This is a genomic window from Otariodibacter oris (assembly GCF_009684715.1).
Lineage (GTDB): Bacteria > Pseudomonadota > Gammaproteobacteria > Enterobacterales > Pasteurellaceae > Otariodibacter > Otariodibacter oris.
Genome location: NZ_CP016604.1, coordinates 620,983 through 641,476 on the forward strand (window position 1 = coordinate 620,983; position 20,494 = coordinate 641,476).

General features: G+C 37.3%; 18 protein-coding genes. 16 read left to right on the top strand and 2 right to left on the bottom strand.

Annotation, left to right across the window (positions count from 1 at the left end; genetic code table 11):
• Positions 1 to 109 precede the first annotated feature (109 nt).
• Positions 110 to 886 (bottom strand): deoxyribose-phosphate aldolase, encoded by a 777-nt coding sequence (gene deoC, locus A6A10_RS02820; RefSeq protein WP_121122188.1) that lies wholly within the window; start codon positions 884 to 886, stop codon positions 110 to 112.
• A gap of 92 nt (positions 887 to 978) precedes the next feature.
• Positions 979 to 2,247, bottom strand: coding sequence for a NupC/NupG family nucleoside CNT transporter (locus A6A10_RS02825; protein ID WP_121122186.1), 1,269 nt, complete (start codon positions 2,245 to 2,247; stop codon positions 979 to 981).
• A 245-nt stretch (positions 2,248 to 2,492) separates the two neighbouring features.
• Between A6A10_RS02825 and A6A10_RS02830 the strand changes: the two genes are divergently transcribed.
• The 16 genes from A6A10_RS02830 (at position 2,493) to ftsA (ending at position 20,476) form a co-directional block, all read left to right on the top strand.
• Entirely contained in the window at positions 2,493 to 3,188 is a 696-nt protein-coding gene (locus A6A10_RS02830; RefSeq protein ID WP_121122184.1) for an N-acetylmannosamine-6-phosphate 2-epimerase, read from the top strand.
• A 1-nt stretch (position 3,189) separates the two neighbouring features.
• On the top strand, positions 3,190 to 4,071 hold the full coding sequence (locus A6A10_RS02835; protein WP_121122182.1) for an N-acetylmannosamine kinase: 882 nt from the start codon (positions 3,190 to 3,192) through the stop codon (positions 4,069 to 4,071).
• A gap of 384 nt (positions 4,072 to 4,455) precedes the next feature.
• A complete protein-coding gene (gene mraZ, locus A6A10_RS02840; RefSeq protein ID WP_121122180.1) occupies positions 4,456 to 4,914 on the top strand; it encodes a division/cell wall cluster transcriptional repressor MraZ in 459 nt (152 codons plus the stop codon).
• Positions 4,915 to 4,946: 32 nt separating this feature from the next.
• Complete coding sequence (gene rsmH / locus A6A10_RS02845) at positions 4,947 to 5,891, top strand: 16S rRNA (cytosine(1402)-N(4))-methyltransferase RsmH (protein WP_121122178.1); 945 nt, start codon at positions 4,947 to 4,949, stop codon at positions 5,889 to 5,891.
• Complete coding sequence (gene ftsL, locus A6A10_RS02850; RefSeq protein ID WP_121122176.1) at positions 5,888 to 6,202, top strand: cell division protein FtsL; 315 nt, start codon at positions 5,888 to 5,890, stop codon at positions 6,200 to 6,202. The genes rsmH and ftsL overlap by 4 nt, the downstream gene beginning before the upstream one ends.
• 3 nt (positions 6,203 to 6,205) lie before the next feature.
• On the top strand, positions 6,206 to 8,257 hold the full coding sequence (locus A6A10_RS02855; RefSeq protein WP_121122174.1) for a penicillin-binding transpeptidase domain-containing protein: 2,052 nt from the start codon (positions 6,206 to 6,208) through the stop codon (positions 8,255 to 8,257).
• 18 nt (positions 8,258 to 8,275) lie between these two features.
• Entirely contained in the window at positions 8,276 to 9,799 is a 1,524-nt protein-coding gene (gene murE, locus A6A10_RS02860) for a UDP-N-acetylmuramoyl-L-alanyl-D-glutamate--2,6-diaminopimelate ligase (protein WP_121122172.1), read from the top strand.
• Positions 9,800 to 9,802: 3 nt separating this feature from the next.
• Positions 9,803 to 11,206: a UDP-N-acetylmuramoyl-tripeptide--D-alanyl-D-alanine ligase gene (gene murF / locus A6A10_RS02865; protein WP_121122170.1), complete on the top strand. Its 1,404-nt coding sequence runs from the start codon at positions 9,803 to 9,805 to the stop codon at positions 11,204 to 11,206.
• Between the two features lie 10 nt (positions 11,207 to 11,216).
• The gene (mraY, locus tag A6A10_RS02870; RefSeq protein ID WP_121122168.1) at positions 11,217 to 12,299 is read left to right on the top strand and encodes a phospho-N-acetylmuramoyl-pentapeptide-transferase; all 1,083 of its coding nucleotides are present in this window, start codon (positions 11,217 to 11,219) and stop codon (positions 12,297 to 12,299) included.
• 48 nt (positions 12,300 to 12,347) lie between these two features.
• The gene (murD, locus tag A6A10_RS02875; RefSeq protein WP_121122167.1) at positions 12,348 to 13,652 is read left to right on the top strand and encodes a UDP-N-acetylmuramoyl-L-alanine--D-glutamate ligase; all 1,305 of its coding nucleotides are present in this window, start codon (positions 12,348 to 12,350) and stop codon (positions 13,650 to 13,652) included.
• On the top strand, positions 13,652 to 14,833 hold the full coding sequence (ftsW, locus tag A6A10_RS02880; RefSeq protein ID WP_121122165.1) for a putative lipid II flippase FtsW: 1,182 nt from the start codon (positions 13,652 to 13,654) through the stop codon (positions 14,831 to 14,833). The genes murD and ftsW overlap by 1 nt, the downstream gene beginning before the upstream one ends.
• Positions 14,834 to 14,861: 28 nt before the next feature.
• Positions 14,862 to 15,929: an undecaprenyldiphospho-muramoylpentapeptide beta-N-acetylglucosaminyltransferase gene (gene murG, locus A6A10_RS02885; RefSeq protein ID WP_121122306.1), complete on the top strand. Its 1,068-nt coding sequence runs from the start codon at positions 14,862 to 14,864 to the stop codon at positions 15,927 to 15,929.
• A 96-nt stretch (positions 15,930 to 16,025) separates the two neighbouring features.
• Positions 16,026 to 17,453 carry a UDP-N-acetylmuramate--L-alanine ligase gene (gene murC, locus A6A10_RS02890; RefSeq protein ID WP_121122163.1) on the top strand — a complete coding sequence of 476 codons (1,428 nt, stop codon included), beginning with the start codon at positions 16,026 to 16,028 and terminating at the stop codon, positions 17,451 to 17,453.
• A 45-nt stretch (positions 17,454 to 17,498) separates the two neighbouring features.
• Positions 17,499 to 18,410, top strand: coding sequence for a D-alanine--D-alanine ligase (locus A6A10_RS02895; RefSeq protein ID WP_121122162.1), 912 nt, complete (start codon positions 17,499 to 17,501; stop codon positions 18,408 to 18,410).
• On the top strand, positions 18,410 to 19,189 hold the full coding sequence (locus tag A6A10_RS02900; protein ID WP_121122160.1) for a cell division protein FtsQ/DivIB: 780 nt from the start codon (positions 18,410 to 18,412) through the stop codon (positions 19,187 to 19,189). The genes A6A10_RS02895 and A6A10_RS02900 overlap by 1 nt, the downstream gene beginning before the upstream one ends.
• A 27-nt stretch (positions 19,190 to 19,216) precedes the next feature.
• Positions 19,217 to 20,476, top strand: coding sequence for a cell division protein FtsA (ftsA, locus tag A6A10_RS02905; protein ID WP_121122158.1), 1,260 nt, complete (start codon positions 19,217 to 19,219; stop codon positions 20,474 to 20,476).
• Positions 20,477 to 20,494 lie beyond the last annotated feature (18 nt).

A 20,494-nucleotide genomic window follows, 5' to 3' on the forward strand; every position in this document is an offset into this window, starting at 1 on the left:
GCTTTCAATCATTGGCATCATTAATGGCAATAGTTGAAATGTTAAATGAGTGATGTTTTACAAAATAATATAGCTATCTTACCGCTTACATCACTCTTTAATATTGATATTAATAGCCAGTGGTTTCCTTAGCTTCTTTATCTGTAAGAGTAGCTAATAAATTACCAAGCAAGCTAGATGCACCAAAACGGAAATGATCAGTACTAATCCAATCTTTACCTAAAATCTCAGCAGCAAGAGAAAGATATTGTTCGGCTTCTTCTGTGGTTTTAACTCCACCTGCAGCTTTAAATCCAACGCGATCAGAGACATTCAGATCACGAATCGTTTCAAGCATAATGCGTGCAGACTCTAAAGTTGCATTAACAGGGACTTTACCTGTGGAAGTCTTAATGAAATCAGCGCCTGCTTTAATGGCTATTTCACTCGCTTTACGAATTAACTCTTCTGTTTTTAATTCGCCAGATTCAATGATAACTTTGAGTTTAACATTGTTAGCTTGGCAAACTGCTTTACATTGTTGAACGAGTTCAAAACCAATGGTTTCATTTCCTGCAATTAAAGCTCTGTAAGGGAAAACAACATCAACTTCATCTGCGCCGTAAGCAACAGCCGCTTTAGTTTCTGCTACAGCAATTTCAATATCATCATTACCGTGTGGGAAGTTTGTTACTGTTGCAATCTTAATCTGTTCAGTACTTTGATTTTTCAATGCTTTTCTTGCAATAGGTACAAAACGAGGATACACACAAACTGCAGCAGGTGTCCCAAACTCAGTGTTACCTTGTTGGCAAAGAGAAATCACTTTTTCATCTGTATCATTGTCATTAAGTGTAGTGAGATCCATCAATGACAAAGCTTGTTTAGCTATTTCTTTTAAATTCATCTTATTCTCCTATTTTACGCAATCGTTTTCTTACCCTATAAATGACAACACCACAGTTTCCTGTGGTGTTGGTTGTAATCTATGGTTGCTAATTATAACACCGCACCACCGATACCGATAAATAATCCTGCAATTGCTGCACTCATTAGATTTGATAATGTTCCTGCGGCAACAGCTTTTAGTCCCATACGAGCAACATCACTACGACGATTTGGCGCCATTCCACCTAAACCACCAATTAGAATCGCAACAGAGCTTAGATTTGCAAAACCACATAATGCAAAAGTAATAATTGCAATAGTTTTATCACTTAATGCTACTGTACTTTCTGGATTTAAATAATTAGCAAAATCTGAATAGGCAACAAATTCATTTACAATAAGTTTTTGACCAATTAATGATCCTGCAATTTGAGATTCTTGACCCCATGGTACACCGATTACCCAAGCAAGCGGTTGGAATACATAGCCAAGTAATGATTGTAGGGTTACACCTTCATAGCCAGCTAATCCACCAGCCCATCCAATAATACCATTAATCATTGCAATTAAAGCAATAAATGCAAGTAACATTGCACCCACATTCATCGCTAGGTGCATACCTGAGAAGGCACCAATTGCAGCAGCTTCAATTACATTAGATGGTTTTTCTTCAATATCAGATTCATCTAATTCATCTTTAAATGGTTCTGTTTGCGGATGAAGAATTTTCGCGAATAACAAACCACCTGGTGCTGCCATAAATGATGCTGCAATTAAGTAAGTTAATGGTACGCCCATTCCTGCATAGCCTATCATTACCGCACCAGCTACTGATGCAACACCACCACACATAACAGCAAATAGTTCTGAATTTGTCATTGCTTTAATGTAAGGTTTTATAAGTAATGGTGCTTCTGTTTGACCTACAAAAATATTTGCTGCAGCAGACATTGATTCTGATTTTGATGTGCCTAATACTTTTTGTAACAATCCACCAATTAATTTGATGATGATTTGCATGATACCAAGGTAATAAAGAACAGAAATTAATGATGAGAAGAAGATAATTGGAGGGAGTACACGAAGAGCGAAAACGAATCCGCCGCCGCCAAAGACTTCAAACATTTTATCACTGACTAAACCTGCAAATAAGAAATTAATTCCATCATTACTATAATCCATGATTGCACTTACACCTTTTGCAGCAGCAAGTAATGCATCACGACCAGCAGGAACATAAAGAATTAATGCACCGATACCGACTTGAATAACTAACGCACCAAAAACAGCTCGATAGCTTATCGCTTTTTTATTATTAGATAGCAAAAATGCAATGAGAAGGAGGACAACAATACCTAGAAGGCTAATCAGTGTATCCATTTTAAAACACCTCTAAAAAGTTGAAAATAAATTGATTTTGGGTAATAAAAACAATTAAGTGAAAAAAGTTCCGTTACTATACCGATTTTTTTTATTTAGATCTCTTAGTTTTTAAAATTTACTTAAAAATAAGCATAAAAAATTTGATCTATCTCTCACTTTTTTTCTCTATGTATTGTTTCTAAGTCATAGCTGTATTATTCTTGGAGTTAATATTCTTTAAAAATAAAAATAATGGAGTTTTTATGTCAAGACTAACCAAAGAACAGATTTTATCTCAATTAAAAAATGGACTTATTGCCTCTTGCCAACCTGTAGATGATGGCCCTATGGATTCTCCTGAAATTGTTGCAGCGATGGCCGCCGCTTCAGTTGTTGGTGGTGCTGCAGGATTGCGTATTGAAGGGATTGAAAATTTAAAAGCAGCGCGTAAAGCAGTTGATGTACCTATTATTGGTATTGTTAAACGTGACTTAGATGATAGCCCAGTTCGTATTACTCCTTTCTTACAAGATATTGATGATCTTTACAATGCAGGTGCAGATATTATTGCATTTGATGGTACAGATCGTGTTAGACCAACAACCATTGAAGCTTGTGCAAAACGTGTACAAGAACTCGGTGCAATGTCTATGGCAGATTGTTCTACTTTTGATGAAGGGATGTATTGCCAAAAATTAGGTGTTGATCTGATTGGTAGTACTATGTCGGGTTACACTGGAGGTGAAATTCCTAAAGATCCTGATGTGCAACTCGTTCGTGATTTAGTTGCGAATGGCTGTCGTGTAATGGCTGAAGGTCGTTATAATACACCAGAATTAGCCGCTGTTGCGATTGAAAATGGCGCTTATGCGGTGACAGTAGGATCTGCATTAACTCGTTTGGAACATATTGTAAGTTGGTTTGTTTCTGCTATAAATAATCGTAAAACAGGAGCGTAAAATGACCGCTTGTTTAGCTATTGATGTAGGTGGAACAAAAATCGCTGCTGCACTGGTTACTCTTGATGGAAAAGAGACAAAAGTTGAGCAACGAGTACAGATTCATACGCCTCAAAATCCCAGTGCAGATGCGTTAGATTCAGCATTAACTGAAATTTTAACTAAGTTTGAAGGGCTGTTTGATCGTGTTTCGGTAGCTTCAACAGGAATTATTCAAAATGGTATTTTAACGGCTTTAAATCCTAAGAATTTAGGAAATCTTGCCTTTTTCCCTCTTGAAGAAAGTATTGTTAAACATACGGATAAGCCAGTTACATTGTTAAATGACGCTCAAGCTGCAGGCTGTGCAGAATTTTTACGTCAGGATGACATTGATAATTTTGCTTTTATCACTGTCTCAACAGGGGTCGGTGGTGGAGTGATTTTAAACCGTAAACTCTTTACTGGAACCAATGGTATTGCTGGACATATTGGACATAGCCTTGCTGATCCTAATGGTGAGCTTTGTGGTTGTGGTCGAGTAGGGTGTGTCGAAGCCGTTGCAGCAGGGCGTGCAATTGCTAGAGATGCAGCAAAATGGGATGACCCTTGTGATCCACCAGAAGTCTTTAATCGATTCCGTGCAGGCGATAAACAAGCAAGTGAATTAGTTGACAAATCAGCTAAAGCAATTGCAAATCTCATTGCTGATTTAAAAATTAGCTTTGATATTCAACGTATTGCGCTTGGGGGCAGTGTAGGATTAGCAGAGGGATATAAAGATAGAGTCGAGCATTTTCTTTCTTTAATGCCAGAAATCTATCGACCAGATGTTGTCCCTGCTTATTACGCACAAGATGCTGGATTAATCGGTGCGGCTTGGTGGGCTGATAATCAAAATTAGTCAGAATAAAGGTAAATAATATATGTGCTAAGAGGCTGGATTGTTATTCAGCCTCTTTTCTTTATGATGTGATATTTCAGTATTGGTAATTCTAATGTTTATTTTGATGACATTTGAATTTGTTAATCAGTTGATTAAAATTTCTGTCTTACATATCAATCCATCCTTAATTTATTAATAAGTTAAGCTTAATTTTCATAACTACACGTCAATTTTATTTATTATATAAGCTAAAACATCTTGCTCCATGACATTTTAATCTATAAAATTTAACCACGAGTGGTAAAAAGTGGTAAAAAGTAGTACTTTGTGGGATTAAATAATAGATTTTAGATCTATTGTAAGTAATCTCTTCATTAATCAATCTTATTAAGTGAATTAGTCATGTTTCGTGGTGCGAATACAATCAGTTTAGACAGTAAAGGACGTTTGGCAATTCCAACACGTTATCGTGCTGAATTAATTGAAAACCATCAAGGGCTATTGGTTTGTACTGTCGATTTTAGGCAACCATGTTTATTGCTATATCCATTAGAAGAATGGGAAAAAGTTGAAGAAAAACTAGTCGCACTATCCAATTTTGATCCAATACAAAGACGTGTGCAACGTGTGATGCAAGGGTTTGCAACCGAATGTGAGATGGATTCTTCAGGGCGAATTTTAATTAGTCCAACACTACGTCAACATGCTCATTTAGAAAAGCAAATTGTGCTTGTAGGGCAACTCAATAAATTTGAAATTTGGCAATCTCAACAATGGCAAGATCAAATTGCTGAAGATTTGGCGGTAGGAAATTCATCTGAAGTGCTAAATTGTGAGGCGTTAAAAAATCTTTCGTTATAAATAATTTTAATAAAATAAAAATGGATACAACCATGAATGATAACTCCAATCCTCAACATATTACTGTACTACTGCATGAGGCTGTAGATGGACTAGCAATCAAACAGGATGGAATTTATATTGATGGCACTTTTGGTCGAGGAGGACACTCCAGACTTATTTTGAGTAAATTAGGTCCAAATGGACGGTTGATAGCTATTGATCGTGATCCAAGGGCTATTACCGAAGCTGAAAAAATTCAAGATCTTCGTTTTAAAATTATTCATCGTGAATTTTCAGCTATTCCAGAGATTTGTCAAGAATTAGGACTAACAGGAAAGATTGACGGTATTCTCTTAGATTTGGGCGTTTCTTCTCCTCAATTAGATGAGGCAGAGAGAGGCTTTAGTTTTATGCGAGATGGTCCACTAGATATGCGAATGGATACAACAAAAGGACTTTCTGCGATGGAGTGGCTTGCTGAAGTTTCTGCCGATGATCTCGCTTGGGTATTGAAAGAATTTGGCGAAGAACGTTTTGCTAAACGTATTGCACAAGCGGTCGTTTCCTATAATAAATCTGCAAATGAAAAAATATCAAGAACGTTGCAACTCGCCAAAATTATTGAAGATGCAGTACCTTTCAGGGATAAACATAAACATCCAGCCACAAGATCTTTCCAAGCCATTCGTATTTTTATTAATCGTGAATTGGATGAATTAGAAAATGCGTTACATTCAGCAATGAGCGTTCTTACCCCATCTGGCAGATTATCAGTGATTAGTTTTCATTCATTAGAAGATCGAATGGTGAAACAATTTATTCGTAAACATAGTAAAGGAATTTCAGTACCTAAAGGATTACCGATTTTAGAAAAAGATTTGAATAAAGATATTCCTTTAAAAGCAATAGGCAAAGCAATTATGCCAAGTGATGAGGAAATTAAACAGAATCCTCGTTCACGTAGTGCTGTATTGAGATTAGCGGAGAGAAGATAATGAGAGAAGAGCGCTATCCCTTGCGACAAGTGATATTAGATGATTTGACAAGCCATAATAAAGTCGCATTGATTTTATTAGTTTTGGTGGTTATTAGTGCATTTGCAACAGTATGGGTAACACATCAAACCAGATTATTAACAGTTGAGCAAAGTGATTTAGCTTATAAAAATCAGAAATTGGATAACCAATATATACATTTGCAGTTAGAGGAAGATTCAAGTAGTGAGCGCTCTATTATTGATGCTTTTGCTATTAAATTTGGATTACAGCCAGTGGATAAATCACAAGAAGTCATTTTGGTGAGATAGTGTATGAAAAAGGCAGTAAAATTTAAATCTAAGAAAGCAGTAGAAAAAGCGGCTAATCATATTGGTAAAGAATCAAAGAATAGCCCAAGTTTTATGCCATATCGTTTTGGGTTGTTATATATATTTGTCGCTTGTTTAGCATTTGCTCTACTTGGACAAAGTGCTTATTTACAAGTAACTGATGCTGAGCGCTTAATTAAAGAGGCAAACAACCGCTCATTACGTGTCACAGAGCTTCCTTTTACACGAGGGCAAATACTCGACCGTAATAATAGAGTTTTATCTATTAGTGTTCCTATGTATTCTATTACTATCGATCCAAAAGAATATTTTGATGCTGAATTTAGACGAGATAAAAAACGTTGGCGTAGTTTAGCTATGGAAACAGGGTATTCAGCAAGTAAAATAGAAGCTTCAGTAAATAATTTTATTGAGCAAAAAATTGATGGAAAGCAAAAGCGATATGATGCACGTTTCATTCTCAATACAGACAATAATGAATATTGGTCTCTACTCGCAAAAGCAACAGGGATTGATTATAACGTTTTGATTGAAAATGTGCGTAATAATAAAGCCTCCCAATTTCTTGCGTTAGAGAAGGAAGCTGCAACTGTATTTAAAGAAAAGATTGAAGCTCTTACAAAAAGCTTAGATCTAAAATATGCTGATTTAATGAATAAACTATATAGTCACTCTGAAAGCCGTTTTCAGTATATTTCACGTCATCAGCCAGAGGCTATTGCAGATTATGCTAGAGCTCTAAGAATTAGAGGGATGGTGTTGAAAACAGAATCACGTCGATTCTATCCATTAGCCGAAGAGATTTCCCAATTAGTTGGATTTACCGATGTAGAAAATGAGAAAGGTATTGAAGGTTTAGAACGGAATTTTGATTCATTACTTGTGGGTAAGAATGGTAAAAAGATTACGCGTAAAGATTCGCGAGGAAATATTGTCGAGAATATTCGTAATGAAAAACAATATGATCCACAAAATGTTGTATTGAGTATTGATGCTGAATTGCAGTCTATGGTGTACAGAGAAATTAAGAAGGCGGTAATAAAAAATAAAGCAGAATCAGGTACTGCTGTATTGGTTGATGTACAGACTGGGGAGATATTGGCAATGGCAAATGCTCCTTCCTATAACCCTAATAATCGTGTTGATTTTAAGCCTGAATTAGCAAGAAATAGAGCAATAACAGATACGTTTGAACCAGGATCTACTGTAAAGCCTTTCGTTGTTTTAACTGCTTTATATAATAAGGTTACTTATCCTGACGAAGTTATTGACACTCGACCTTTTAGAGTAAATGGGCATTTAATTAAAGACGTTTCTGCGCGAAGTGAATTGACATTAACGGGTATTTTACAAAAGTCGAGTAATGTTGGGGTAAGTCGATTAGCTTTGCGTATGCCTTCGACAGCGCTGATGGATACTTATACTAAAATAGGGTTTGGTAAAGATACTGAATTAGGACTGGGTGAAGAAAGAGGGAGTAATGGTGATCGCCAACGTTGGTCTGATATTGAGCGGGCAACAGTAGCATATGGATATGGATTGAGTGTTACTCCACTACAATTAGCAAGAGCTTATGCAACATTAGGAAGTTTTGGTATCTATCGTCCATTATCTATTACAAAAGTTGATCCGCCAGTAATTGGCGAACGAGCTTTACCTGAAAAAATTACCCGTGATGTAGTACACATGATGGAAAGTGTGGCTCAAAAAGGGGAAGGTGGACAGCTTGCTGCCGTTGATGGTTTTAGAGTAGCAATAAAAACAGGGACAGCGCGTAAATTGGAAAAAGGTGAGTACGTTGATAAATATATTGCCTATACAGCTGGACTTGCACCTGCTAGTGATCCTCGATTTGCATTAGTTGTATTAATTAATGAGCCAACAGCAGGTAAATATTATGGTGGTTCTATTTCAGCTCCGCTTTTCTCAAGCATTATGGGCTACACATTAAAAGCAAGAAATATTAAGCCAGATAATATTACTGATGAAATGAAAAGTGCAGTAATACAGCTTGCACCAAATAAAATAAATTAACCATTGAATGAGGCAATAATGAAACGTTTACTTCCTTTCTTTCCAGAACTTGATATTTGGACAGAATTAACAGAATTAAATCAAATGGTTTTAGATAGTCGCCAAGTACAAGCAGGCGATGTTTTTATTGCGTTAAAAGGACATAAGATTGATGGGCGTGATTTTATTCCCCAAGCAATTGAGCAAGGTGCAAATTTAGTTTTAAGCGAAGCAGAAAGTGGTCAAGTTGAGATTGAATTAGACAGCAAATTTGGAAAATTTAATGCAGATCGTACCTCTTGTAAGATCATCAGTGTACCGAATTTACCTAAGATATTGTCTGAATTAGCGAATGCCTTTTATGACGAACCTTCAACAAAATTAACACTTGCGGGTGTAACTGGAACAAACGGTAAAACAACTACGGCTCAATTATTAGCACAGTGGCATAATTTAGTGGGTGGTAAATCGGCGGTAATGGGGACGATTGGAAATGGTTTATATGGTCAAACCCAAGAAGCACCGAATACAACAGGCTCAGCGGTAGAAGTTCAGCAAAACTTAGCGAAATTCGTTGAGCAAGGGGCTGATTTCTGTGCAATGGAAGTGTCTTCGCATGGATTAGTTCAACACCGTGTTGATTCACTTGATTTTGATGTAGCAATTTTTACTAATCTGAGTCGAGATCACTTGGATTACCACAAGACGATGGAAGAGTATGCTCAAGCAAAATATCGTCTATTTAGTGAGTTAAAAATTAAGCATCAAGTGATTAATGTTGATGATGAAACAGGGCAATCTTGGATAGCGAATTTACCTAACGCGGTCGCAGTGAGTAGCGACCCAACCAAACAAATCACTCAAGAAAAATGGGTACAGGCAAAGCATATTGAATATACCTTACAAGGTGTAACCATTGAATTTGACTCATCATGGGGAAATGGCTCAGTAGAAAGCCATTTAATCGGTGCTTTTAATGTCAGCAACTTACTTGTAGCCTTGGCGAGCTTACTTGCATTAGGTCATGATTTAGGGAAATTAATTGAAACAGCGTCACAACTAACAGGTGTTAGCGGGCGAATGGAATCTGTGACGTCGGAGCAAATGCGCGAAGATGAAGAACAACAAAAAAAGAAACCAATGGTAATTGTGGATTACGCCCATACGCCAGATGCGCTAGAAAAAGCATTAGACGCCGCTCGTTTACATTGTGAAGGTGAGCTATGGTGTATTTTTGGGTGTGGAGGTGATAGAGATAGTGGTAAGCGTCCATTAATGGCGAGAATTGCCGAGCAGAATGCCGATAAAGTGATTGTTACCGATGATAATCCAAGAACCGAAGATCCTGATGTGATTTTTGACGATATTATAAAAGGCTTTAAGAAACCAAAAGCCGTTGAAACGATGCATATTCGCCAATATGCTATCGAGAGTGCAATTACTCAAGCCGATGCAAAAGATGTGATTTTGATCGCAGGTAAAGGGCATGAGGATTATCAAATTATTGGTACTAAAAAATACCATTTTTCTGATCAAGAATGGGCGAAGAAGTTTTTAGGATAAATCATGATTAAGCTGACAACACAACAAGTTGCTCAAATTTTAGCATCAAAATTGATTGGTGATGGAAATGTTACCATTGAAACAGTCAGTACTGACACACGACAAGCGGTCAGTTCTGGCTTATTTTTTGCATTAAAAGGCGAAAAGTTTGATGCACATAATTATGTTGAGCAGGCAGTTCAACAAGGTTGTGTTGCCGTTGTAGTGCAACACCAAATAGACAGCTTAAATGAGTCTATTCCACAAATTATTGTGACAGATACCCACCTTGCGCTAGGACAATTAGCCAAATGGTTAAAAGCCGAACTAAATCCAAAGACCGTTGCAATGACTGGTTCTTCGGGGAAAACAACGGTTAAGGAAATGACTGCAAAAATTTTGCAGAAACTGACCGCTTGTGATGATGAGGTGCTTTATACCTTTGGTAATCTGAATAATGATTTGGGTGTGCCAATGACATTATTACGTTTAACTCCAAAGCATAAATTTGCGGTTGTTGAGCTAGGTGCAAACCATATCGGTGAGATTGCTTATACGACCCAAATTACTCAACCTGATGCTTGTTTGGTCAATAATGTAGCTTCCGCACACTTAGAAGGCTTTGGCTCATTACAAGGTGTAGCACAGGCAAAGGGTGAGATTTACCGTGGGTTAAAAGAGGGTGGTAAAGCTATCGTTAATTTAGCCCATTATTATCCAGAGTGGCAAAAAGAAATTGGTCGGCATGAGATTCAATCATTTTGCTACACGGGCCAAGACAAAGATTCATACGCAGATTATTGGGCTGAAAATGTTGAATTACAGCTTAATGGCTCACGATTTACTTTACATTCACCACAAGGCGAAATTGAAATCAATTTGCCATATTTAGGTGAACATAATGTGAGTAATGCTTTAGCTGCAACTTCATTAGCCATGGCAGTAGGCGCAGACCTACAAACAGTTAAAGCGGGATTAGAGCAACGTTCACAAGTAAAAGGGCGTTTATTCCCTATTCAAATTAATCCTGATTTATTGCTGATTGATGATAGTTATAATGCCAATGTAGATTCAATGAAATCTGCCATTTCAGTACTTAAAGCTTATCCTGCCTATCGCATTTTTGTGGTGGGGGATATGGCAGAATTAGGTAATGAAAGTTTGGCTTGTCATCAAGAAGTTGCTGAATTTACAAAAACGGCAGAATTAGATTTAGTCGTCTCTTTTGGTCACGAGAGCAAGGTAATTAGCGGTAATCCTGCTCTTCATTTTACGGATAAAGCGAAAATGTCAGCATTTTTGCTTTCTATTATTTCGCAAAAGTTAGAACAAAAACAACCGCTTGTATTATTGGCAAAAGGCTCTCGTAGTCAAAAAATGGAAGAAGTCATTGCTTCCTTATGCCACTTTTTTAATGTTTCTTTTTAAGGATTAACAAATGTTAGTTTGGTTAGCAGAGTACTTGGTACAGTTTAATACCGCGTTTAATGTGGTGTCCTATATTACTTTCCGTTCCATTATGGCGTTATTAACGGCATTAGGGATTGGATTGTGGATCGGGCCAATGGTGATCCGCCGTTTACAAATTCTAAAATTTGGTCAAGAAGTGCGTAATGATGGACCAGAGAGCCATTATAAAAAACGTGGAACGCCAACAATGGGGGGGATCATGATCCTTTTTTCCATTGGGGTAAGCACATTACTGTGGGCTAATTTGACTAATCCTTATGTATGGTTTGTATTGTTTGTATTAGCAGGCTATGGCGTTATTGGTTTTATAGATGATTATCGGAAAATTGTACGCAAAAATACCGATGGTTTAATTGCTCGTTGGAAATATTTTTGGTTATCTGTGATTGCCTTAATTTCTGCTTTTGGACTTTATGCGATAGGGCATGATACCTCGGCAACCCAATTAGTTGTACCTTTTTTCAAAGACGTGATGCCACAACTTGGCTTGTTCTACATTGTGCTAACTTATTTTGTGATTGTTGGAACCAGTAATGCGGTAAATTTAACGGATGGTTTAGATGGTTTGGCAATCGTACCAATTATTATGGTAGCAGGGGCATTTGCTTTAATTGCTTGGGCAACCGGTAATGTGAATTTTGCAGAATATTTGCATATTCCTTATGTGAAATACAGCGGTGAATTAGTGATTTTATGTACGGCTATTATCGGTGCAGGGCTTGGGTTCCTTTGGTTCAATACTTACCCTGCACAAGTGTTTATGGGTGATGTAGGTTCATTATCTTTAGGCGGTGCATTAGGCATTATCGCTGTTTTAGTCCGTCAAGAATTGTTGCTTGTCGTGATGGGGGGGGTATTCGTGGTGGAAGCCCTTTCTGTGATTTTACAAGTAGGCTCTTACAAATTACGTCAAAAACGTATTTTCCGTATGGCACCGATTCATCATCACTTTGAATTAAAAGGTTGGCCAGAGCCTCGTGTGATTGTTCGCTTTTGGATTATCACATTAATGTTAGTGCTTATTGGCTTAGTGACCTTGAAATTACGCTAATACAAGCGGTTAGATATAACAGATATTTTACGAATAAGAGAATAAAAAATGCAAAATCGTTATCAAGGAAAAACTATTACAATTATTGGATTAGGAACAACAGGCCTGTCTTGTGTGAATTTTTTTGCTGATAAAAATGCCAATGTGAGAGTGATTGATACACGAGCAAATCCTGCAGGAAAAGACAAATTACCCAAAAATGTGCCATTACATACAGGCGGATTGAATGTAGATTGGTTACTGTCATCGGACTTAATTGTAATTAGCCCTGGTCTTGCATTAGCGACACCTGAAATTCAACAAGCTATTAGTGCAGGTGTTGAGGTGGTGGGTGATATCGAATTATTCTGCCGTGAAGCGACCGCCCCAATTATTGCGATTACAGGTTCTAATGGGAAAAGTACTGTCACATCTTTAACGACTGAAATGGCAAAACAAGCAGGGATTAAAGTCGGTATGGGCGGAAATATTGGCGTGCCTGCATTGAGTTTATTAAAAGAAGATTATCAACTTTATGTGTTGGAATTATCCAGTTTCCAACTTGAAACGACCTATTCTTTAAAAGCTAAATCTGCAACGGTCTTGAATGTTACTGAAGATCATATGGACCGTTATAACAATAGCTTAGAGGCTTATCGTCAAGCCAAACTCAGAATTTATAATAATGCAGAGCATATTATTGTGAACGGCGAAGATCTAAAAACTTATCCTGACCAAGCGGTCACTTCAATGGTGCGTTTTGCAGAAAATGATGCGGAATATCATTTATCTCAAGGCATATTATTCAGTGGTGAAGAGCCGATTATTACTGAAAAAGAGATGCGATTAACAGGCAGACATAATGTGATGAATGCATTAGCATCTATCGCTTTGGCTGAAAAAGCAGGTGTTGCAAAAGAAGGTATTGTTAAGGCATTAAAATCTTACACAGGCTTAGATCATCGTTTTCAACCCGTACCAACTCATGATGGTGTGCGTTGGATTAACGATTCAAAAGCAACGAATGTTGGTAGTACAGTTGCTGCTTTGCAGGGATTAAAAGTTGAAGGGACATTATATTTATTACTAGGGGGCGATGGTAAAGGCGCTGATTTTTCAGAATTACAACCGCTAATCAACCAACCTAATATTATTTGCTATTGTTTCGGTCGAGATGGTAAACAATTAGCGGAATTAACCAATCAGAGTGTATTACTTGAGACTATGCAAGAAGCAATCGAGCAAATTCGTCCTCAATTAAAAGCAGGCGATATGGTGTTGCTTTCCCCTGCTTGTGCAAGTTTGGACCAGTTCCCTAATTTTGAAGTGCGAGGCAAGGTGTTTGCTGAATTAGCACAAGGAGAGGAATCATAATGCTTGAAACAGTAAAGCAAGAATGGGCAAAGTGGTTCAGATTGACGCCTAAAAATGCCTTGTATGATCGGACGCTTATCTGGTTATTTTTAGGATTATTAATGATTGGATTTGTGATGGTAACGTCCGCTTCTATTCCTGTAAGCACGCGTTATTATAATGATCCTTTTTATTTTGCATTGCGTGATGCTTTTTATGTTATGGCTTCAATTGGTGCTTTTGCTTTTTTTATTCAAATTCCGAGTACGCTGTGGGAAAAATGGAATGTCGCCTTTTTTGTTGGTTCTTTATTCCTTTTATTGCTTGTATTAATTATTGGTAATGATGTTAATGGGGCAAGACGCTGGATCCCTATGGGGCCAATTAATTTTCAGCCTGCAGAGTTAGCAAAACTCTCAGTGATTTGCTATTTCGCAAATTTTTATGTGCGAAAATTTGATGAAATGAGAACCCATAATTTAAGTTTCATTCGCCCTATGATGATTTTGGCATTATTTAGTGGATTATTATTATGGCAGCCAGATTTAGGGAGTACTGCCGTTATATTTGTCATAACTTTTGCGATGTTATTCATTATGGGAGCTAAAAAATTACAATTCTTATTTTTAGGTATAACAGGTTTTGTTATTTTTGGTTTTTTAATTTTAACATCTGAATACCGATTAAGACGTGTAACTTCATTTATGGATCCTTTTGCTGATGCTTATGGTGATGGATTTCAGTTATCTAATTCACAAATGGCATTTGGCCAAGGTGAAATTTTGGGAAGAGGATTAGGAAATTCAGTACAAAAATTGGAGTACTTGCCTGAAGCACATACCGATTTTGTAATGGCAGTCGTTGGTGAAGAATTTGGATTATTGGGAATTTTAGTTATTGTTTCTTTATTGGTTATTTTAACATTTAGAGCATTAAAAATTAGTAAAGAAGCATTGATTTTAGAGCAACGATTTAAAGGATTCTTTGCTTTTGGCATAGGAGTTTGGATTTTTATTCAAGGTTTTGTAAATTTAGGTGTAGCGTCAGGTTTACTCCCAACTAAAGGGCTAACCTTCCCTTTAATTAGTTATGGTGGTTCAAGTTTAATTATTATGGCAATTGCAGTAGCGATATTAGTTCGAATTGATCATGAAAATAGACTAGAAAAAATCGGGCATGCTCATCTAAATGATCATGAATAAATTAAAAAATGAAAAAATGGGAATTAACATGGCAAAAAAACTTTTAGTGATGGCTGGCGGAACAGGAGGGCATGTTTTTCCTGCTATTGCAGTGGCAAGGGAATTGCAACAACAAGGCTGGGAAATTCGTTGGTTAGGCACGAAAGATAGAATGGAGGCCGATTTGGTTCCCAAACATGGGATTCCTATTGAGTTTATTCAAATTTCAGGAATAAAAGGGAAGGGGATTAAGGCGTTATTAACTGCACCTTTTGCTATTTTTAGAGCAGTATTACAAGCAAGAAAAATTATTAAGCATTACAAGCCTGATGCGGTTCTAGGAATGGGCGGATATGTTTCTGGTCCGGGTGGAATTGCGGCAAAACTTTGTGGTGTGCCAATTATTTTACATGAACAAAATGCAGTGGCTGGGCTAACTAATCGTTGGTTATCTCGTTTTGCCAAAAGAACTTTACAAGCCTTTCCAACGGCCTTTCCTCAAGCAGAAGTGGTTGGAAATCCGGTTCGACAAGATTTATTTACCATAAAAGAACCTGAACAACGTTTTCAAGAACGTTTTCAAGATAAAAATCATCCCATCAACATATTGGTAATGGGAGGAAGCCAAGGTGCGTTAGTCATTAACAAAACTGTACCTCAAGTGGCTAAAAATTTGGGCGATAAGGTTTTTGTAAGTCATCAGGTTGGAAAAGGGAAATTAAGTGGCGTAGCAGAAATATATCAATCGGCAGGTAACGGAATTGCGAGTGAGTTTATTGATGACATGAAAGCCGCTTATGAATGGGCGGATTTAGTGATTTGTCGCTCTGGTGCTTTAACTGTAAGTGAAATTGCGGCTGCGGGTTTACCTGCTGTGTTTGTGCCTTTCCAACATAAAGATAGACAACAATTTTTAAATGCAGATTATTTGGCTCAATCACATGCTGCAATCATTATTGAACAAGTTGAGTTTACACCAGAGAATTTACAAAGAGTGTTAGAACCCTTGATAAATGACCGTGATCGACTGACAGAAATGGCGGTGCTTGCTAGAAAAAAATCAGCTCCTTTAGCAGCTAAACGCGTGGCAGAAGTCATTATTGAAGAAAGTTTGTAGCTGTTGTCATTATTTGTAGGCTAGTAAGCGGTAAGTTAATAAGATTTTTTTGTAAATCTGCATCCACATAAAGATATTGAAGGAATATTCAAACCCATGAACAATTACCAAGATAAAATTAAAAAATTAGTACCTGAAATGCGTCGTGTCAAACACATCCACTTTGTTGGAATCGGTGGGGCTGGAATGAGTGGGATTGCAGAGGTATTGCTTAATGAAGGGTATAAAATTAGTGGTTCAGATCTTGCAGATGGTCCAGTAACACAACATTTATCTCAAGCTGGAGCAGAGATTTTCATTGGACATAATGGTGAAAATATTATTGGGGCAAGTGTCGTTGTTATTTCGAGTGCGATTAAGGAGGATAATCCTGAAGTCGTTGCCGCTAAGGCTTCGCGTATTCCAGTGATTCAACGTGCACAGATGTTGGCTGAAATTATGCGTTTCCGCCATGGGATAGCTATTGCTGGTACTCATGGAAAAACAACTACAACAGCTATGATTTCAATGATTTACACGGAAGCAAAATTAGATCCAACTTTTGTAAATGGTGGATTAGTCAAGTCAGCTGGGAGAAATGCACATTTGGGTGCAAGCCGTTATTTAATTGCTGAGGCAGATGAAAGCGATGCTTCATTTTTACATTTACAACCAATGGTTTCTGTTGTAACCAATATCGAGCCAGATCATATGGAAACCTATGGTGGTGATTTTGAAAAAATGAAAGACACCTATGTGCGTTTTTTACGTAATTTGCCTTTTTATGGTTTAGCCGTAATGTGTGCTGACGATGAAGTTGTGATGGAAATTGCAAGCAAAATTGGTCGTCAGGTTATAAGTTATGGATTTAGCGAACAGGCTGATTATCGCATTGAAGATTATCATCAAACAGGTTTTCAAGGGCACTACACTGTGATTTGCCCAACTGGCGAACGTATTGATGTGTTACTTAATATCCCTGGGGAACATAATGCACTGAATGCCACAGCAGCATTAGCTGTCGCTAAGGAAGAAGGTATTCCTAACGAAGCCATTTTAGCAGCCTTAGCTGATTTCCAAGGTGCAGGTCGTCGATTTGATCAGTTAGGTTCGTTTATTCGCCCTAATGGAAAAGTAATGCTCGTTGATGATTATGGTCACCATCCTACGGAAGTTGATGTGACCATTAAGGCAGCACGACAAGGATGGGAAAATAAGCGCATTGTCATGGTATTCCAACCTCATCGTTATTCCCGTACTCGAGATTTATTTGATGATTTTGTGCAGGTTTTATCTCAAGTTGATGCCTTAGTGATGTTAGATGTTTACCCAGCAGGCGAAGTACCAATAGTCGGTGCAGATAGCAAAACCTTATGCCGCTCTATTCGTAATTTAGGTAAGGTGGATCCTATTTTAGTATCAGATACATCTCAATTAGGAGACGTACTCGATAGATTAATTCAAGATGGTGATTTAATTTTGGCACAAGGTGCAGGTAATGTGAGTAAATTATCCAGAGATTTGGCTGAAAATTGGAAAAAGTAATTATAAAAAAATATTGCGACAAAAAATGTCTAAGGGTTATATATAATGAATTTAAAAAATGAAAAGATAGCGGTTTTATTTGGTGGAGAATCAGCTGAGCGTGAAGTTTCTCTTGCATCTGGAGAAGCAGTCTTAGGCGCACTAAAACAGCTTGGATATAACGTTGAAGGAATTGATACAAAATCTTATCCAATTGAAAAACTAAAAGAAAATGGGATTCAACGTGTATTCAATATATTGCATGGTGGCATTGGTGAAAATGGGGTGTTGCAGGGTGCATTAGAGCAGTTGGGTATTCCATATACTGGCTGTGGAGTGATGGCATCTGCGGTTACTTTGGATAAATTCAGAACCAAATTATTATGGAATGCTGTGGGTTTACCTACGGCTGATATGGTAGTTATTAGACGTGGACAAGCGGTAAGATCCGAAGAAATTATTGCAAAATTAGGATTACCTTTATTTGTAAAACCAGCGAGTGAAGGGTCGAGTGTAGGTGTAAGTAAAGTAAAAGAGGAATCTCAATTAGTCCCTGCTATTGAAGAAGCACTTAAATATGATTCAATTGTGCTTGTAGAAGAAAATTTAGCGGGAGCGGAATATTCCGTGCCTGTGCTTGATGGTGAGGTATTGCCAGCTGTACAAATCGTGCCTGATGGTGAGTTTTACGACTATCATGCAAAGTATGTTTCTGATAATACGCAATATATTTGTCCTGTATTATCTGATGAACGTCAGCAAGAAGTTGCAAAATTAGTTAAAGCGGCCTATGACGTTGTGGGGTGTAAAGGTTGGAGTCGTATTGATGTGATGGAAGATGCGCAAGGCCAGTTTAGATTGGTTGAAGTAAATACCTCACCGGGCATGACAAGTCATAGTATTTTCCCTAAATCAGCAGCCGTAGTTGGATACAGTTTTGAACGATTGGTTGAGAAAGTATTGGAGTTGAGTATCTAATGGCAAAGGTGTTTCGTAAGAAACCAACCTCAGTGATTCGAACTAACTTGAGTCAGCCTGAGCGTTCTAGAAGTTGGTTTAATTTTATTAAACCTATTATTGTAGTATTATGTTTAATACTTGCATATGGTGTTTATAATCAATGGAATAATTGGTTATCATTACTTGATAGTTCGCCAATAAAATCATATGCATTGACACATAAAACAAAATTTACAACAAATGCTGATATTCGAGGGGTTTTGTCTGAAGCTCCAGATCTGAAGGGGTATTTTGGGCAAGATATTCAAGAGTTAAAAGATCGATTTTTATCTCTCTCTTGGATAAGAGATGTTTCTGTTAGAAAAATTTATCCAGATCGATTAAGTATTACTTTGTTAGAGCATGTTCCTGTTGCTCGTTGGAATGATGAGCATTTAGTTTCGCAGCAAGGAGTTGTATTTGATCTACCTAAAGATAGATTTGATTCAGAACAACTCCCTGCATTTTATGGACCTGATATTTCTTCAAAAAAAGTATTAGATGCTTGGTATAAAATACAAAAAGATTTAGAATCACGTAAGTTAGTACTTAAATCGATCTCTATGGATATTAGAGGATCTTGGAGTATAGTGTTAGATAATCAAGTTGAATTACGACTAGGAAGAGGGGATTGGTTACCCAAGATAGATCGATTTGTAACGATTTTTCCAGAAATTGAGATTCCAGAAGAAAAGCGTTTATCTTACGTCGATTTACGTTATGAACATGGCGCCTCAGTAGGATTTATCCAAAGATAAATAATAATTTTGAGAATAGATGATAATATGACGAAAGTAGCAGAATCTAAAATTGTTGTAGGGTTGGAAATTGGCACACATAAAATTGTTGCTGTTGTTGGTGAGGTTCTACCTGATGGTGTGATTAATGTGATTGGATCTGGTGTAAGCCCTTCAAAAGGTGTACAAGGTGGTGGTGTCGTAGATTTAGATGCTGTAGTAGGATCAATACAGAGAGCCATTGAGGAAGCTGAATCTATTTCAGAATGTAAAATTATTGGAGTAACGCTAGCCTTATCTGGAGCGCATATTGCTGGATTAAATGAGAGTGGTTCAGCATCCTTATCAGGATCAGTTAGACCAGATGATCTAGATAGTGCCATTCATTTGGCTCGTTCAATAAAACTTCCTGATGGCGTAGAAACGTTACATATTATTCCTCAGGAATATAAAGTAGATAGATTACCAGCAACTAAAAATCCGTTAGGATTATCTGGTATGCGTTTACATGCTCAAGTTCATTTGATTGCTTGTCATAATGATTGGTTGAGAAATTTGAAAAATGCAGTAGAAAGAAGTAAATTAAAAATTGATCAAATTGTATTTTCAGGTTTAGCTTCTAGTTACTCTGTTTTGACAGAAGATGAGAAAGAACTCGGTGTATGTTTAATTGATATTGGTGGCGGTACAATGGATGTGCTTGTTTATACTGATGGAGCGTTACGATTTAGTAAAGTTATCCCATTTGGGGGGAATAATGTAACGGATTATATTGCACATATGCTGACGACATCACGCAATGAAGCTGAAAATATCAAGGTTCAATATGGAAGTGCCGTATCTCCACCTTCTCATTTCCCTGAAAAGAAAATAGAAGTGGCAGGATTGGGTGGTAGAGCACCAAGAACTTTTACCAAAGCTCAGTTGTCCAATATTACATCTCAGTGTTATACGGACCTGTTAGGTGTTGTAGCAAGTGAATTGACTCAATTGAGGAATGAATTGTATCAAAAAGGTATAAAACAAGAATTAATTGCAGGAATTGTGTTGACAGGTGGTGGTTCTCAAATCGAAGATATTGTAGAATGTGCTAAGTCTGTATTTGGATCTCAGGTAAGAATAGGATATCCATTAAATATTACAGGATTAACAGATTATGTAAATAAGCCACAGTATGCTACAGTATTAGGACTACTACAATACAGCCACTATAACTCTCCGAGTGAGGATAGAGAACAGCCGATTCCAGGAAGTGGCGTTGTAAGCAAAGTGTTTGAAGTAATCGGTTGGATAAAAAAGAATTTTTAATAGATATTAACAGTAAGA

Coding starts and splice junctions, on each gene's coding strand:
- deoC (WP_121122188.1), bottom strand. CDS start 886: ATGAATTTAAAAGAAATAGCTAAACAAGCTTTGTCATTGATGGATCTC.
- A6A10_RS02825 (WP_121122186.1), bottom strand. CDS start 2,247: ATGGATACACTGATTAGCCTTCTAGGTATTGTTGTCCTCCTTCTCATT.
- A6A10_RS02830 (WP_121122184.1), top strand. CDS start 2,493: ATGTCAAGACTAACCAAAGAACAGATTTTATCTCAATTAAAAAATGGA.
- A6A10_RS02835 (WP_121122182.1), top strand. CDS start 3,190: ATGACCGCTTGTTTAGCTATTGATGTAGGTGGAACAAAAATCGCTGCT.
- mraZ (WP_121122180.1), top strand. CDS start 4,456: ATGTTTCGTGGTGCGAATACAATCAGTTTAGACAGTAAAGGACGTTTG.
- rsmH (WP_121122178.1), top strand. CDS start 4,947: ATGAATGATAACTCCAATCCTCAACATATTACTGTACTACTGCATGAG.
- A6A10_RS02855 (WP_121122174.1), top strand. CDS start 6,206: ATGAAAAAGGCAGTAAAATTTAAATCTAAGAAAGCAGTAGAAAAAGCG.
- murE (WP_121122172.1), top strand. CDS start 8,276: ATGAAACGTTTACTTCCTTTCTTTCCAGAACTTGATATTTGGACAGAA.
- murF (WP_121122170.1), top strand. CDS start 9,803: ATGATTAAGCTGACAACACAACAAGTTGCTCAAATTTTAGCATCAAAA.
- mraY (WP_121122168.1), top strand. CDS start 11,217: ATGTTAGTTTGGTTAGCAGAGTACTTGGTACAGTTTAATACCGCGTTT.
- murD (WP_121122167.1), top strand. CDS start 12,348: ATGCAAAATCGTTATCAAGGAAAAACTATTACAATTATTGGATTAGGA.
- ftsW (WP_121122165.1), top strand. CDS start 13,652: ATGCTTGAAACAGTAAAGCAAGAATGGGCAAAGTGGTTCAGATTGACG.
- murG (WP_121122306.1), top strand. CDS start 14,862: ATGGCAAAAAAACTTTTAGTGATGGCTGGCGGAACAGGAGGGCATGTT.
- murC (WP_121122163.1), top strand. CDS start 16,026: ATGAACAATTACCAAGATAAAATTAAAAAATTAGTACCTGAAATGCGT.
- A6A10_RS02895 (WP_121122162.1), top strand. CDS start 17,499: ATGAATTTAAAAAATGAAAAGATAGCGGTTTTATTTGGTGGAGAATCA.
- A6A10_RS02900 (WP_121122160.1), top strand. CDS start 18,410: ATGGCAAAGGTGTTTCGTAAGAAACCAACCTCAGTGATTCGAACTAAC.
- ftsA (WP_121122158.1), top strand. CDS start 19,217: ATGACGAAAGTAGCAGAATCTAAAATTGTTGTAGGGTTGGAAATTGGC.